Origin of the sequence: Thioalkalivibrio sp. ALM2T (assembly GCF_000381505.1) — a bacterium.
Classification (GTDB): Bacteria; Pseudomonadota; Gammaproteobacteria; order Ectothiorhodospirales; family Ectothiorhodospiraceae; genus Thioalkalivibrio; species Thioalkalivibrio versutus.
On sequence record NZ_KB906562.1, the window covers coordinates 60306 to 75643 of the forward strand.

General features: G+C 67.6%; 10 protein-coding genes. 6 read left to right on the forward strand and 4 right to left on the reverse strand.

What is annotated here, in order from left to right; translation table 11 throughout:
* Positions 1–14: 14 nt before the first annotated feature.
* Positions 15–2393: a penicillin-binding protein 1A gene (locus F816_RS0108635; RefSeq protein WP_019594395.1), complete on the forward strand. Its 2379-nt coding sequence runs from the start codon at positions 15–17 to the stop codon at positions 2391–2393.
* A complete protein-coding gene (locus F816_RS0108640; protein WP_019594396.1) occupies positions 2394–3023 on the forward strand; it encodes a hypothetical protein in 630 nt (209 codons plus the stop codon).
* A 30-nt stretch (positions 3024–3053) separates the two neighbouring features.
* Here F816_RS0108640 and hemE read toward each other — a convergent pair whose 3' ends face one another.
* From hemE to rpsU, 4 genes are all read right to left on the reverse strand, one after another.
* Positions 3054–4109 (reverse strand): uroporphyrinogen decarboxylase, encoded by a 1056-nt coding sequence (hemE, locus tag F816_RS0108645; protein WP_018168288.1) that lies wholly within the window; start codon positions 4107–4109, stop codon positions 3054–3056.
* Positions 4110–4117: 8 nt separating this feature from the next.
* Entirely contained in the window at positions 4118–5524 is a 1407-nt protein-coding gene (locus F816_RS0108650; protein WP_019594397.1) for an FAD-dependent oxidoreductase, read from the reverse strand.
* Between the two features lie 75 nt (positions 5525–5599).
* Positions 5600–6046 carry a GatB/YqeY domain-containing protein gene (locus tag F816_RS0108655; RefSeq protein WP_018144549.1) on the reverse strand — a complete coding sequence of 149 codons (447 nt, stop codon included), beginning with the start codon at positions 6044–6046 and terminating at the stop codon, positions 5600–5602.
* A 39-nt stretch (positions 6047–6085) separates the two neighbouring features.
* Entirely contained in the window at positions 6086–6301 is a 216-nt protein-coding gene (gene rpsU / locus F816_RS0108660) for a 30S ribosomal protein S21 (RefSeq protein WP_018144550.1), read from the reverse strand.
* A gap of 180 nt (positions 6302–6481) precedes the next feature.
* Between rpsU and aroB the strand changes: the two genes are divergently transcribed.
* The 4 genes from aroB to gltB all read left to right on the forward strand — a co-directional run bounded on the left by aroB (position 6482) and on the right by gltB (position 15312).
* Positions 6482–7591, forward strand: coding sequence for a 3-dehydroquinate synthase (aroB, locus tag F816_RS0108665; protein WP_019594398.1), 1110 nt, complete (start codon positions 6482–6484; stop codon positions 7589–7591).
* 4 nt (positions 7592–7595) lie between these two features.
* A complete protein-coding gene (locus tag F816_RS0108670; RefSeq protein WP_038085675.1) occupies positions 7596–8765 on the forward strand; it encodes a deoxyguanosinetriphosphate triphosphohydrolase in 1170 nt (389 codons plus the stop codon).
* 11 nt (positions 8766–8776) lie between these two features.
* Positions 8777–10657, forward strand: a complete 1881-nt coding sequence (locus F816_RS0108675; protein ID WP_019594400.1) for an SPOR domain-containing protein — start codon at positions 8777–8779, stop codon at positions 10655–10657.
* A gap of 191 nt (positions 10658–10848) precedes the next feature.
* Positions 10849–15312, forward strand: coding sequence for a glutamate synthase large subunit (gene gltB / locus F816_RS0108680; RefSeq protein ID WP_019594401.1), 4464 nt, complete (start codon positions 10849–10851; stop codon positions 15310–15312).
* Positions 15313–15338 lie beyond the last annotated feature (26 nt).

The following is a 15338-nucleotide window of genomic DNA, read 5'->3' on the forward strand; positions in this document are numbered from 1 at the left end:
CTTTTTTTGCTGTCATGAATCCGCTCCTTAAGATTATTACGGCGCTGCTGGCCCTGATGCTGGCAGCCGGAATCGGCCTGTCCATCGCGGCGGCCGCTCTCTATGTTTACTACGCGCCGAGCCTGCCGGAGGCCGACGCCGTGCGCGATGTGCGTCTGCAGACTCCACTGCAGGTCCGCAGTGCGGATGGCCGCCTTATGGGTGAATTCGCGGAAGAACGGCGCATTCCCGTCCCGATCGACGCGATTCCGCAGCAAGTCCGCGATGCCTTTATTGCGGCGGAAGACGAGCGCTTCTATGACCATCCGGGCGTGGATATCATGGGCCTCGCCCGCGCCGGACTGAATGTGATCTCCACCGGCGGCGAGCGCAGCCAGGGCGGCAGCACCATCACCATGCAGCTCGCGCGCAATATCTTCCTGACACGCGAGCGGACCTACGAACGCAAGCTGCGCGAGATCTTCCTGGCCATCCGCCTGGAACAGGAACTCGAGAAGGACGAGATCCTCGAGCTATATTTGAACAAGATCTATCTGGGGCAACGCGCCTACGGGATCGAGGCGGCCTCGCGGGTATATTTCGGCCGCTCGCTGGATGCCCTGGAACTGGACGAGATTGCCACGCTCGCCGCCCTTCCCAAGGCGCCATCGACCACCAACCCTGTAAGCAACCCGCAACGGGCCGAGATCCGCCGCAACTACGTACTGCGGCGGATGCTGGAAACCGGCGTGATCGACGAGGAGGCCTATGCCTCCGCCATCGAGCGCCCGGTGCTGTCGGAACGCCACACCACAGCCACCGAGATTGATGCCCACTGGGTCGCCGAAATGGCACGCCAGATGGTCGTGAACCTGTGGGGTGACGACGCCTACCGACGCGGCCTGCAGGTGCATACGACGATCGACTCCCGACAGCAGGAAGCGGCCAACCAGGCGCTGCGCGAAGGATTGCTGGAATATGACGAGCGTCACGGTTTTCGCGGTCCCGAAATGCGTCTTCCCGGCAATACCCTGGAGGACGCCGAGGCACGCGAGCGCGCGCTGATGGCCATCGGGGTGCACGGAAGGCTGCTGTTCCCGGCCGTCGTCCTGGGGCAGGGCGACGCCGGGGTACTGCGCGTTGACGGCGGCCGCATTGGCGAACTGGAAGTCCTGCCGGAAGACCGCGAATGGGCCGGATCACCGGCGCTCGAACGCGGCGACGTGATCCGTATACGTCCCTATACCGACGGCCGCTGGCGCCTGGCGCAAAAGCCGGAAGTCACCGGCGCCGTGATCGCCCAGGCCCCTGAGGACGGCGCCATCCTGGCACTGGCCGGTGGGTTCGACTTCTTTGAAAACCGCTACGACCGCACGACCCAGGCGCAACGCCAGCCAGGATCCGCGTTCAAGCCGCTGGTCTATGCCCTGGCCCTGCGCGAGGGCCACCGGCCCGAAGGGACCGTGATTGACGCGCCGATGGTCTTCAACGACCCCGCCCTGGGGGCCGAATGGCGCCCGCAGAACTACTCGCGGCGCTTCCATGGCGAGACCACCCTGCGCGAGGCACTCGCGAATTCCCGTAACCTGGCCTCCATTCGCCTGCTCGACCGCCTGGGCACCGGAAACGTGCACCAGGAACTGACGCGCTTCGGCCTGGACCTCGAAAGGCAGCCGAACAATCTGTCCATGGTCCTGGGTACCGGCTCCCTCACCCCGCTGCAGCTGAACAATGCCTATGGCGTGTTCGCCAGCGGCGGCCGCCTGAACAGCCCCTGGATCATCGCCCGCATCGAGACGGCGGACGGCGAGACCCTGTACGAGGCACCGACCGAACGAGCCTGCCCCGCGCCCTGCACAAACCCGAAGGGACAGGATCTGCCGCTGGTCGCCAGCAGCGGCCCGCTGCAGTACACGGATCCGGTACCGGTCCTGGATCCCGGTGTCGCCTGGCAGATGAGCGACATGCTGCGCAGCGTCATCACATCCGGCACCGGCCGGCGGGCCATGGAACTGGGCCGGTCCGACCTGGCTGGCAAGACTGGCACCACCAATGACTACCGCGATGCCTGGTTCGCCGGGTTCAACGCGGAGCTGGTCGCAACCGCCTGGATCGGCTTCGACGACAACCGCGAGCTGGGTCGGCGCGAAAGCGGCGGTCGCGCGGCCCTACCAATCTGGACCCGCTTCATGGGCAGCGTGCTGGCCGACCAGCCGGAACGGCCGGTGGAACGCCCCAACGACCTGGTGCGAGTCGCCATCCTGCCGAACGGCCAGCGCGCCCCCAGCGACGACGCCCCGGGCGCGCGCAACCAGTGGCTGCTACCGCACCAGATCCCGGAACGCGGACACGTCATTCCGGGGAACGGCGAGAACGGCAGCAGCGGAAACCAGCAACCCGAACTGGTCTTTTAAATGGCCAGCCCCTCGCGCGCGCGCCAGGAGCTGGCCCAGGAAGCCGCTCGCATCATGCTCGACGACGGCATCCGGGACTTCGGCCTGGCCAAGCGGAAAGCCGCGGAACACCTGGGCGTGGACGCCCGACAAGACATGCCCGGCAACCTGGAGATCCAGGACGCCGCCATCGAACGCAGCCGGCTGTTTGCCAGCCCCACCAGCCGCGCCGCCTACCGCAGCCGCCTGGAAGCGGCGCTGGTCGTGATGGAACGCCTGGAACACCTGGAACCGCGGCTGGTCGGCCCGCTCCTTCAAGGGCTAGTGGAATCGCAACCGCTGATCAACCTGCATGCCTTCGCCGAGACAGTGGAAGAGGTCATCCTGGAGATGGGGGATCGGGGGATTCACTGCGAGACCGGCGAGCGCCGTTACCGCAGCCGGCAGGGGCGCGAACAGCGCATCCCCTTCCTCGCCTTCCGCGGACCGGGCGACACCGATGTTGAGCTCACGGTATTCCCGCTGGACGGCCTGCGCCAGGCGCCACCGTCGCCGGTGGACGGCCGCCCGATGCAACGCGCAACCCGCGCGGACGTAGAGAAGATGCTGGCGGATGCCGGCGCCGAAGAGGCGGCGGCCACGGCGGAATAATAACCGGGCCGTGCGCTCGCGCCGGGCGGACTAGCGTCGGTAGTTGGTGACGGTGTCCACCATCGCGGCGACCCGCTCCGGGTCGATCCCCGGATGAATGCCGTGGCCAAGATTGAAGACATGACCGGTGTCGCGGTCGAAACCATCCAGCACCCGCTGGGTCTCTTCGCGGACGACAGCCTCGGGTGCGTAGAGCACCGACGGATCGAGGTTGCCCTGCAGCGCAACGCGATCGCCGACCCGGCGGCTAGCCTCGGCGATCTCGATGGTCCAGTCCAGCCCCAGGGCATCCGCCCCGGTATCCGCCATCATTTCCAGCCAGGCCCCGCCACCCTTGGTGAACAGCGTCACCGGGACGCGGCGGCCATCGTTTTCACGGATCAGACCATCGACGATGCGCTGCATGTAGGCCAGCGAGAACTCGCGATAGGCCCGCGGAGTAAGCGAACCACCCCAGGTGTCGAAGATCATCACCGACTGGGCGCCGGCGCGGATCTGCGCGTTCAGATAATCGGTCACCGCGGTGGCGACCTTTTGCAGCAGGGCGTGCATCGCCTGCGGCTCGCCGTACATCAGGCGCTTGGTCTCGGCGAAGTCGCGCGAGCCCTGACCCTCGACCATGTAGGTCGCCAGGGTCCATGGGCTGCCGGCAAATCCAATCAGCGGGACCTGGCCGTCCAGCTCACGGCGGATCAGGCGCACCGCGTCCATCACGTAGCGTAGCTCCTGCTCCGGGTCCGGCACCGGCAGGTTCTCGATCGCCTCCAGCGTACGCACCGGCTCGCGGAAACGTGGGCCCTCGCCCGTCTCGAAATACAGACCCAGCCCCATCGCGTCGGGGATGGTGAGGATGTCGGAGAACAGGATCGCCGCATCGAGAGGAAACCGGCGCAGTGGCTGCATGGTGACTTCGCAGGCCAGCTCCGGGTTCTGGCACAGGCTCATGAAGCTGCCGGCCTGGGCGCGGGTCTCGCGATACTCCGGCAGGTAGCGCCCGGCCTGGCGCATGATCCAGATCGGCGGACGCTCCACCGGTTCACGCAGCTGGGCTCGCAGCAGGAGGTCGTTCTTCAGGTTCTGGGACATCGAAAGGCTCAAACGCCGAGGTATTCAAGGATGCCTTCGGCGGCCTCGCGGCCCTCGAAGACGGCGGTGACCACCAGATCGGAGCCGCGCACCATGTCGCCGCCAGCAAAGACCTTCGGATTGCCGGTCTGGAAGGCATGCTCGCCCGCGGTCTGCACGCGGCCGCCCTCGTCGATGCCGATCTTGTAGTCGGCAAACCAGTCGGAGGGGGACGGACGGAAGCCAAAGGCGATCAGCACCCGGTCGGCCGGGATTACGTGTTCGGAGCCGGGGACCGGCTCGGGACGGCGGCGGCCACGTTCGTCCGGGGCGCCCATCTGGGTACGCACGACCTTCACGCCCTCGACCTTGCCATCGCCGACGATCTCCACCGGCTGCACGTTGAACTCGAAGTGCACGCCCTCTTCGCGCGCATGCACCACTTCCTTGCGCGAACCGGGCATGTTGTCTTCGTCACGGCGGTAGGCGCAGGTCACCGATGCCGCGCCCTGGCGGATCGAGGTGCGGTTGCAGTCCATCGCGGTGTCGCCGCCACCCAGCACGACCACCCGCTGGTCGGCCATGTCGATGAACTCGTGGCCTTCTTCCTGCGGCCAGTTCATCACCTGGCGGATATTGGAGATCAGGAACGGCAGAGCAGGATAAACGCCCGGCAGGTCCTCGCCCGGGAAGCCGCCCTGCATCGCGGTGTAGGTGCCCATGCCGAGGAACACGGCGTCGTATTCCTCCAGCAGGGCGTCCATCGCCACGTCGCGGCCGATCTCGATATTCAGACGGAATTCGACGCCCATGCCCTCGAGGATCTCGCGGCGAGTGCGGATCACGTGCTTTTCCAGCTTGAACGGCGGGATGCCGAAGGTTAGCAGGCCGCCGATCTCCGGATAGCGGTCATACACCACTGCCTGCACGCCATTGCGCGCCAGGATGTCCGCGCAGCCCAATCCGGCGGGCCCGGCGCCGATCACCGCGACACGCTTGCCGGTCGGGGTGACGTCCGACAGATCCGGGCGCCAGCCGGCCTTCAGGGCCTCGTCGGTGATGTACTTCTCGACCGAGCCGATGGTGACCGCGCCGAAGCCGTCGTTCAGGGTGCAGGCCCCCTCGCACAGACGATCCTGCGGGCATACGCGGCCACAGACTTCGGGCAACGAGTTGGTCTTGTGCGAAAGCTCGGCGGCCGCGAACAGATTGCCCTCCTCCACCAGCTTCAACCAGTTAGGGATGAAGTTGTGGACCGGGCACTTCCATTCGCAATAGGGATTGCCACAGGCCAGGCAACGGCCGGCCTGCTGACCGGCCGTGGCGGGATCGAACTGACCAATGATCTCGCCGAATTCGTGGATCCGGATCTCGGCGGGGGTCTTCTGGGGGTCCTGGCGCGGGAGGTCCAGGAACTGCATCGGATTGGAAGCCATGGAACACTCGCTCCGACGAAATCGGGATAGGGGCCGCGATGGGCCCGGGGAGTTCGGCCGGGATCCGGCCCGTAGTCAGCCCTGCAGGGCGGCGCGGACCTTCTGGCTCACCTGGCCCATGTCCGCACGCCCGAAGACCCGGGGTTTCAGCACCCCCATGACGCGGCCCATGTCACCCGGGGCACTGGCTCCGGTCTCGGCAATCGCCTCGCTCACCAACTGGTCCAGCGCGGACGCATCCAGCGGCTCGGGCATGTATTCCTCGATAATGACGACCTCGGCGGCCTCGCGCTCGGCGAGGTCCTCGCGACCGCCCTTCTGATACTGATCGATGGAATCACGCCGCTGCTTGAGCATGCGATTGAGGATCGCCAGCACGGTGTCGTCGTCGGCCTCGCGCCGCTCGTCCACCTCGAACTGCGATACCTCGGCCTGAATCATGCGCAATGCAGCCAGGCGGTCCTTGGCCCGGGCCCGCATGGCCTGCTTGACGTCATCCTGCAACCGGGCCTTGAGCGACATCTTTGGGTCCTCGGGTCCGGGCAGCCACCCGGACGGGGTTCAGTACAAACGCACCCGACGAGTCATGTCGCGGGAATTCTTCTTCAGCTGACGCTTCACCGCGGCAGCGGCCTTGCGCTTGCGCTCGGTGGTCGGCTTCTCGTAGTACTCACGGCGGCGGACTTCCGCGACCACGCCGGCTTTCTCGCAGGTGCGCTTGAAACGGCGCAGGGCGACCTCGAAGGGCTCGTTCTCACGAATTCGTACGTGCGGCATACAATCTCCGAAACGGATGCAGGATCATCTCGATCAAAAATAACAAAACCGGCCGCCAAACACTCCGGGCGACCATGCAGAACTCCCTATGGTAATCCAACCGGCGCCAATTGCAAAAGTCCGTGAAGCGATCCGCACCATGCGGAATGCCCGGCTTACGCCGCCGTCGGCCCGCACGCTATGATGGCGGGCATGGAAAGTCTCAACGTAGAACTGGGCGAACGCGGCTACCCGATCCACATCGGGCCGGGCATGCTGGGCGAACCGGAGCGGCTCCGGCCGGCACTGCACGGCCGGCGCATCGCCGTGGTGACCAACACCACGGTCGGGCCGCTGTATGGCGACGCCCTGCGCCGGAACCTCGCCGCCTGCGACATCAGCAGCGACCCGCTATGGATCGAACTGCCCGACGGCGAACAGCACAAGACCCTCGCGACGGTAGAGACCATCCTGACCCGGCTGCTGGAGGCGCGCCTGGATCGCGGCAGCCGCATCGTCGCCCTGGGCGGCGGCGTGGTCGGGGATATTGCCGGGTTTGCCGCCGCAATCTACCAGCGCGGTATCGACTTCGTTCAGGTCCCAACCACCCTGCTCGCCCAGGTCGACTCCTCGGTTGGCGGCAAGACCGGTGTCAATCACCCGCTGGGCAAGAACATGATCGGCGCCTTCCATCAACCACGCGCCGTCGTCATCGACACCGACACGCTGAAGACCCTGCCCCAGCGCGAGCTCCAGGCGGGCCTGGCGGAGGTGATCAAGTACGGCCTGATCCGCGACGCCGAATTCTTCGCCTGGCTGGAGGAACACATCGACGCCCTGCGCGCACTGGAGCCCGAACCGCTGGCCTACGCCATCCGTCGCTCCTGCGCCTGCAAGGCCGAGATCGTCGCCGCCGACGAGCGCGAGGGCGGCATTCGCGCCCTGCTCAACCTGGGCCACACCTTCGGCCACGCGATCGAGGCCGGCATGGGCTACGGCGCCTGGCTGCACGGCGAGGCCGTGGGCACCGGAATGGCCATGGCCGCACGCATGTCCGAACGCATGGGCTGGCTGGATACCGCGGGTCGCGAACGCGCCGAGGCCCTGATCCAGCGCGCAGGCCTGGCCCTGGAGCCGCCGGGGGCGGTGACCCCGGACCGCTTCCGCGAACTGATGGCGATCGACAAGAAGGTCGCCAGCGGCCGCCTGCGCCTGGTACTGCTGCGCGGCATTGGCGAAGCCGTCCTCACTGACGCGTTCGATCAGGACGCCCTGGACGACACCCTGCACGAGCATGTCCGTGTCGCCTGAAATCATGGCAACCCCCAGCGCGGCCGCCCCGGGCCTGGCGCCCTACGCCTGCGATCCCGCACGTTCGCGCGGCCGCGCCCAGGCCGAGGCCGCGCCGCGTCACCGCAGCGATTTCCAGCGCGACCGCGACCGCATCGTGCATTCCAGCGCCTTTCGCCGGCTGGAGTACAAGACCCAGGTCTTCATCAGCCACGAGGGCGACCTGTTCCGCAACCGCCTGACTCATTCGCTGGAGGTCGCGCAGATCGGGCGCTCCATCGCGCGCGCCCTGCAACTGAACGAGGACCTGACCGAGGCCGTCGCGCTTGCGCACGATCTCGGCCACACCCCCTTCGGGCATGCCGGACAGCACGCGCTGAATGCCTGCATGCGCGAGCACGGCGGCTTCGAGCACAATCTGCAGTCGCTGCGCATCGTCGACCTGCTGGAGCGCCACTACGCCGACTTCGATGGCCTCAACCTCACCTACGAGACCCGCGAGGGCATCCTCAAGCACTGCGCACCCGAGAAGGCGCGCCAGCTGGGCGAGATCGGGGTGCGCTTCCTGCAGAAGGAACAGCCGAGCCTCGAGGCTCAGCTCGCGAACGTCGCCGACGAAATCGCCTACAACAATCACGACGTCGATGACGGCCTGCGCTCCGGGCTGCTCACCATGGACGGCCTCGCCGAGGTCACCCTGTTCCGCGACTGCCGCGAGACGGTCCAGGCCCGGTATCCGAACCTGGACCCCCGTCGCATCCAGCACGAGACCGTCCGGCGCATGATCGACGCCCTGGTCGGCGACCTGATCGAGACCAGCCAGGCCGCGATCGACCACCAGCGCCCGCAAACCCCCGACGACGTGCGCCGCGCCCGCGAGGCCCTGATCCGCTTCAGCCCGCAGATGGCGGAACAGGCGCGCGAGCTCAAGGGCTTCCTGCGCGAAAACCTCTACCATCACCATCAGGTCCACGGGGTAATGCACAAGGCCCGCCAGCTGATCCACGATCTGTTTGCCGCATTCGAGTCGGAGCCACGCCTGATGCCCGAGCACTACCAGCGGCATGCCGACGAGATGGCCACCCACGACTCGCACGGGCCGCAACGCGCCATCGCCGACTACATCGCCGGCATGACCGACCGCCACGCCATCCGTGAACACCACCGCCTGTTCGACCTGGGCACGCTGACCTGAAAAGGAATTCGATGGCGCTTTCCGAACAATGCCTGGAACACCTCGGCCTGCACGCGCCGCCGTTTGACGACGCGCCCGACGAGACCTTCATCTACAGCGACCCGCTGCTGGACGGCCTGCTCGAGTCCGCGCGGGCTGCCCTGAACGGCCCCGGCGCAGTCGTGCTGATGACCGGCGAGAACGGTTCCGGCCGCAGCCTCCAGCTGATGCGGCTGCTGGCGATGCTGCCCGACCCGTTCGAGCTGATCGCCTTCCGTGCGCGCATCAACACCCAGTTCGAGTCGGTGGACAACACCATCCGCAATTACCTGCGCTCGCAGAACGCGGACGACCCCGATCGCCCATTGACCGAACTCCTCGGTGACCGCGTCGCCGAAGGCGTCGACCCGGTCATCGCGATGGATGACGCGCACCTGGTCGGCACCGACATCGTCAACAACCTGATGCGCATGCGCAGCGAGATCCTTGCCAGGCAGGGCCGCGCCCCGCGCATCATCCTGGTCGGCTCCAGCGGACTACTGCGCCGCCGCCTCTACCTCCCCGACCCCTCCGACGAGGACCAGGTCACCCGCGTCAGCCTGCGCGCGTTCAACCTGGAGCAGACCGCGGCCTACCTGCGCCACCGCCTGCAGGCCGCGGGCCTGGCCGACCCCGATCGCCTGCTGGATGCCGACGCCATCCATCACCTGCAGACCACCAGTCAGGGCCTGCCCGGCAACCTCAACCGCGAGGCCAACAGCTTCCTCGAACGCCAGTGCCGCAGCGAGCGCCGGACCGGTGCCGCAGCCACAGCCACAGCCACAGCCGCCGGCAGCACTGCCCCGGGGGTGGCCGCAGGCGACGCGGCCGAGACAGAAACCGACATGGAACCGCAAGAGGGGGAGCCCACGCTCACCCCCTCCACCCGCGAGGCCGAGCCGGCGCGCGAGACGCCCCCGGAGCCGACCATCCGCGCCAGCCGCGCCCCGGACGACGACCGCTTCACCCCGGCGGCCGAGGCCCTCGCCGCGTCCAATCCGACGCCCGACCCGCCCCGCGAGGCAGCCACCGATGCGCCAACGGGCAAGCCGGGCGGCATCGACGCCGATCACCGCATCCCGGAGCCGCCGGCGGCGGAGAACGTCGCCTTCTGGAACCAGCGCTGGTTCGTCCCAGCAGTAGCCATCACCGTGGCCCTGGGCATCGCCGCCCCGGTCGCCTGGCAACTGCTGGAGACGGAATCCGCGCCGACCGATAGCGAGATCATCGAACTGCCCCTGCCCGAGCCGCGCATCACCGAGGCCGAGCCGGAACCCGCGCCCGAGGGGCCGGAAGCCACCACCGACGACGAGGTCGTCGTGGCCGACCCACTGGACCTGCCCCCTCCGGCCGAAGCCGAACCGACCGAGCGGGAGACCGCCACCCAGGACCCGGCCGCGGACGAGCCCGAACCCGAGACGGCAGCGGAACCCGCGGAGCCGGCGCCCGCATCCGAACCGCAGGCCGAGCCAGAAACCACGCCGGAGCCGGAGCCTGAACCAGCACCCGAACCCGCGCCCACGCCCGAGCCGGAACCCGCCACCGAAGAGCCGGCCGCAGAGGATGCCGACGCCGAGCGCCTGCGCAACGACCGCGCCTGGCTGAACGACCAGGACGGAGGCGCCACGACCATCCAGCTGCTGGCCGCGCCGAACATGGGGGCCGCACGGGCCTATGCCGATCAGCACGACCTGGGCGGGATCCGCTATATCCCAACGCGCGTCAACAACCGCGAATTCGTGGTCATCCTGGCCGGGGTCTTCCCCGACCGGGCCGCCGCCCAGCGCGCCGCGGAGGACCTGCCCGCCGCCGTGCGCCGCGACGAACCCTGGATCCGCTCCATCGGCTCGGTCCAGAACGCCGTGCGCGACTGATCCCCGCGCTGCTTGGTCACCACGACTTAACCTGCGTCGATGTCGTGTCTTCTTGACCGGCCCCGGTTTGCCGGGAGAATGACGGTTCGGCTATATTCCTGCGCCTTTTTCCGTGTTCTTTTTCCAGGGACGGCCCTGACCAACGTACCGCGCCCGCGTACGGCCCCGCGCGCTGCGACCGGAGTTGACCAATGCGACAGAACCAACTGAACGGCACCCTCTACCGCCCCGAATTCGAGCGCGACAACTGCGGCTTCGGCCTCATTGCGCACATGGATGGCGTAGCCAGCCACTGGGTGGTCGACACCGCGATCAAGGCCCTGGAACGCATGACCCACCGCGGCGCGATCGCAGCCGACGGCAAGACCGGCGACGGCTGCGGGCTCCTGATGAAGACCCCCGAGGCCTTCCTGCGCACCCTCGCCTCCGAGTCGAACATCGAACTGGCCGAGCGCTTCGCCGCCGGCATCGCGTTCATCAACCCGGCAAAGATCGCCGAAACCCGCGCCGCCGTGGAGAGCGCCATCGAGCGCGGCCCGCTCCGGCTTGCCGGCTGGCGCGAGGTGCCGGTCAATCCGGAAGACGCCTGCGGCGCCGAGGCGATGAAGAGCCAGCCGCACATCCTGCAGGTGTTCATCAATGCCCCGGCGGACATGGACGCGGCCGACTTCGAACGCGCGTTGTTCGTGGTGCGCCGCCGCGCCGAGATCGCGATGGGCGACGACCCGGTGTTCTACGTGCCCAGCCTGTCGGCGCACGTGCTCTCCTACAAGGGTCTGGTGATGCCGGCCAACCTGCCGGTGTTCTACCCGGACCTGAAGCGCCCGGAACTGGAGACGGCAATCTGCGTGTTCCACCAGCGCTTCTCCACCAACACCTTCCCGCAGTGGGGCCTGGCGCAGCCGTTCCGCTTCCTCGCCCACAACGGCGAGATCAACACCGTGCAGGGCAACCGCAACTGGGCGGTCGCGCGCCAGCACAAGTTCGCCACCGAGAAGCTGCCGGAACTGGCCGAGCTGGAACCGCTGGTGAACCTGGAGGGCTCCGACTCGCAGAGCCTGGACAACATGCTGGAGGTCCTGCTAGCCGGCGGCATGGATCTGTTCCGCGCAATGCGCCTGCTGGTCCCGCCGGCGTGGCAGAACGTCGCGCACATGGACTCCGACCTGCGCGCGTTCTACGAATACAACTCCATGCACATGGAGCCCTGGGACGGCCCGGCCGGCATCGTGCTGACCGATGGCCGCTACGCCGCCTGCACCCTGGACCGCAACGGCCTGCGCCCGGCGCGCTACGTGATTACCAAGGACCGCCACATCACCCTGGCCTCGGAGATCGGCGTCTACGACTACGCCCCCGAGGACGTGGTCACCAAGGGCCGCCTGAAGCCCGGGCAGATGCTCGCGGTGGACACCGAGTCCGGCGAGTTGCTGCAGCCCGAGGACATCGACCGCATCAACCGCACCCGCCAGCCCTACCGCCAGTGGCTGCGCGCCCACGTGAAGCACCTGAAGAGCCAGCTGGACGACAACCAGCTGTTCTCCGGCGAGCCGATGCCGCCGGAACGCCTCGAGACCTACGAGAAGCTGTTCGACGTCACCTTCGAGGAGCGCGACCAGATCCTGCGCGTCCTGGCCGAGGCGGGCCAGGAGGCCGTGGGCTCGATGGGCGACGACACCCCGTTTGCGGTGCTGTCGCAGCACACCCGCTCGCTGTACGACTACTTCCGCCAGCAGTTCGCCCAGGTCACCAACCCGGCGATCGACCCGCTGCGCGAGAGCATCGTGATGTCGCTGGAGACCTGCTTCGGCCGCGAGCAGAACCTGTTCGAGGAGACCCCGGACCACGCCCATCGCCTGGTGTCGGACTCCCCGGTGCTGTCCGAGGCCAAGTTCCGCGAGCTGTGCAACCAGACCGAGGACGCCTTCCGCGTCGAGCGCATGGACCTCAACTACGACGTCCACTCCGGCTCGCTGGAGGACGCCGTGAAGGCCCTGACCGAGCACGCGGTCGAGGCCGTGCGCGACGGTGCCGTGGTGCTGGTCCTGTCGGATCGCGGCATCGACCCGGAACGCCGCCCGATCCCGGCCGCGTTGGCCGTGGGCGCGGTTCACCATGCCCTGATCGGCGCCAAGCTGCGCACCGACGCCAACATCGTCGCCGAGACCGCGACCGTGCGCGACCCGCACCACTTCGCGGTACTGCTGGGCTATGGTGCCACCGCGATCTACCCGTACCTGGCCTACTCGGCGCTGCACGGCATGTGCCAGTCCGGCGAGATCCCGAACGCGGACCCGCTGACCCTGGCGCAGAATTACCGCCGCGGCATCAACAAGGGCCTGTTCAAGATCCTGTCCAAGATGGGCATCTCCACCATCGCCAGCTACCGCGGCGCGCAGCTGTTCGAGATCGTCGGCCTGTCCGACGAAATCGTGGAGACCTGCTTCAAGGGCACCACCAGCCGCATCCAGGGCACCCGCTTCGCCGACATTCAGGCGGATCTGGAGACACTGTCGAAGCGTGCCTGGAACCCGCGCAAGAGCGCCGGCCAGGGCGGTCTGCTGAAATACGTCCACGGCGGCGAGTACCACGCCTACAACCCGGACGTGATCCAGACCCTGCACCGCGCGGTGCAGTCCGGTGACTACGGGATCTACAAGGAATACGCGGAACTGGTGAACGAACGCCCAGTGACCGTGCTGCGCGACCTGCTCAAGGTCCGCGACGACATCGAGCCGATCGAGCTTGACGCGGTCGAGCCCGAGGCCGACATCCTGCCGCGCTTCGACTCCGCCGGCATGAGCCTGGGTGCGCTGTCGCCCGAGGCCCACGAGGCCCTGGCCACCGCGATGAACCGCCTCGGTGGACGCTCCAACTCCGGCGAAGGCGGCGAGGCCGTCTCCCGCTACGGTACCGAGCGCATGTCCAAGATCAAGCAGGTGGCCTCCGGCCGCTTCGGCGTAACCCCGCACTATCTGGTCAACGCCGAGGTCCTGCAGATCAAGGTCGCCCAGGGCGCCAAGCCCGGCGAGGGTGGCCAGCTGCCGGGGCACAAGGTCAACAAGATGATCGCGGAGCTGCGCTTCTCGAATGCCGGGGTCGCCCTGATCTCGCCGCCACCACACCACGACATCTACTCCATCGAGGACCTGGCGCAGCTGATCTTCGACCTCAAGCAGGTCAACCCGGATGCGCTGGTCTCGGTGAAGCTGGTCTCCGAGGCCGGGGTCGGTACCATCGCCGCCGGCGTGGCGAAAGCCTACGCCGACTTGATCACCATCTCTGGCTACGACGGCGGCACTGGCGCCAGCCCGCTGACCTCGGTGAAGTACGCCGGCACCCCGTGGGAGCTGGGCCTGTCCGAGACCCACGCGACCCTGCGCGGCAACGACCTGCGCGACAAGGTCCGCCTGCAGACCGACGGCGGCCTGAAGACCGGCCTGGACGTCATCAAGGCCGCGATCCTGGGCGCCGAGAGCTTCGGCTTCGGCACCGGCCCGATGGTGGCGCTGGGCTGCAAGTACCTGCGCATCTGCCACCTGAACAACTGTGCAACGGGTGTGGCCACGCAGGACAAGGTGCTGCGCATGAACCACTTCATCGGGCTGCCCGAGATGGTCATGCACTACTTCCAGTTCGTCGCCCGCGAGACCCGCGAATGGATGGCGAAGCTGGGTGTGCGCAGCCTGACCGACCTGATCGGCCGCACCGACCTGCTGGAGATCCTGCCGGGCGAGACGCCCAAGCAGCAGCACCTGGACCTGAACGGGCTACTGGCCAGCGGCGACCTGGCCGACAAGCCGCGTTTCTGCAAGGCGCCGAAGAACGAACCGTTCGACAAGGGCGAGCTGGCCGAGAAGATGGTCGCGGAGATGCTCCAGGCCATCGAGAGCAAGGCCGGTGGCGAATACCACTTCGACGTGGCCAACACCGACCGCTCGATCGGCGCGCGGCTGTCCGGAGAGATTGCCAAGCGTCACGGCAATCAGGGCATGGCGGACGCCGCGATCACCGTGCGCATGCAGGGCACGGCCGGTCAGAGCTTCGGTGTCTGGAACGCCGGCGGCCTGCACCTGTACCTGGAAGGGGACGCCAACGATTACGTCGGCAAGGGCATGACCGGCGGCAAGCTGGTGATCCGTCCGCCGGAGGGCTCCAGCTTCGCCAGCCAGGACACAACCATCATGGGCAACACCTGCCTGTATGGCGCCACCGGCGGCAAGCTGTTCGCGGCCGGCCAGTGCGGCGAGCGCTTCGGGGTGCGCAATTCCGGCGCGCTTGCGGTGGTGGAAGGCATCGGCGACCACGGCTGCGAGTACATGACCGGCGGCGTGATGGTGGTGCTGGGCAACACCGGCATCAACTTTGGCGCCGGCATGACCGGTGGCTTCGCGTTCGTGCTGGACCGGGAGAACGACTTCCCCGACCGCATCAACAACGAGCTGATCGACCTGCATCGCCTCGACATCGAGGACATGGAGGCGCACCGGAACTACCTGGAGGAACTCATCACCGAGTTCGTGCACGAGACCGACAGCGCCTGGGGCCGCGAAATCCTGGAACGCTTCGACGACTACCAGGGCTCGTTCTGGCTGGTGAAGCCCAAGGCCTCGGAACTGCGAGGCCTGCTGGCCAACCTGCGCCAGGCCGCCTGACCCGCCATCCGGCAGTACTACGATTC

What these genes read in the sequence shown, in the direction of transcription:
- F816_RS0108675 (WP_019594400.1), top strand. Translation starts at nt 8,777, where the DNA reads ATGGCGCTTTCCGAACAATGCCTGGAACACCTCGGCCTGCACGCGCCG.
- hemE (WP_018168288.1), bottom strand. Translation starts at nt 4,109, where the DNA reads ATGTCCCAGAACCTGAAGAACGACCTCCTGCTGCGAGCCCAGCTGCGT.
- F816_RS0108655 (WP_018144549.1), bottom strand. Translation starts at nt 6,046, where the DNA reads ATGTCGCTCAAGGCCCGGTTGCAGGATGACGTCAAGCAGGCCATGCGG.
- F816_RS0108650 (WP_019594397.1), bottom strand. Translation starts at nt 5,524, where the DNA reads ATGGCTTCCAATCCGATGCAGTTCCTGGACCTCCCGCGCCAGGACCCC.
- gltB (WP_019594401.1), top strand. Translation starts at nt 10,849, where the DNA reads ATGCGACAGAACCAACTGAACGGCACCCTCTACCGCCCCGAATTCGAG.
- F816_RS0108635 (WP_019594395.1), top strand. Translation starts at nt 15, where the DNA reads ATGAATCCGCTCCTTAAGATTATTACGGCGCTGCTGGCCCTGATGCTG.
- rpsU (WP_018144550.1), bottom strand. Translation starts at nt 6,301, where the DNA reads ATGCCGCACGTACGAATTCGTGAGAACGAGCCCTTCGAGGTCGCCCTG.
- aroB (WP_019594398.1), top strand. Translation starts at nt 6,482, where the DNA reads ATGATGGCGGGCATGGAAAGTCTCAACGTAGAACTGGGCGAACGCGGC.
- F816_RS0108670 (WP_038085675.1), top strand. Translation starts at nt 7,596, where the DNA reads ATGGCAACCCCCAGCGCGGCCGCCCCGGGCCTGGCGCCCTACGCCTGC.
- F816_RS0108640 (WP_019594396.1), top strand. Translation starts at nt 2,394, where the DNA reads ATGGCCAGCCCCTCGCGCGCGCGCCAGGAGCTGGCCCAGGAAGCCGCT.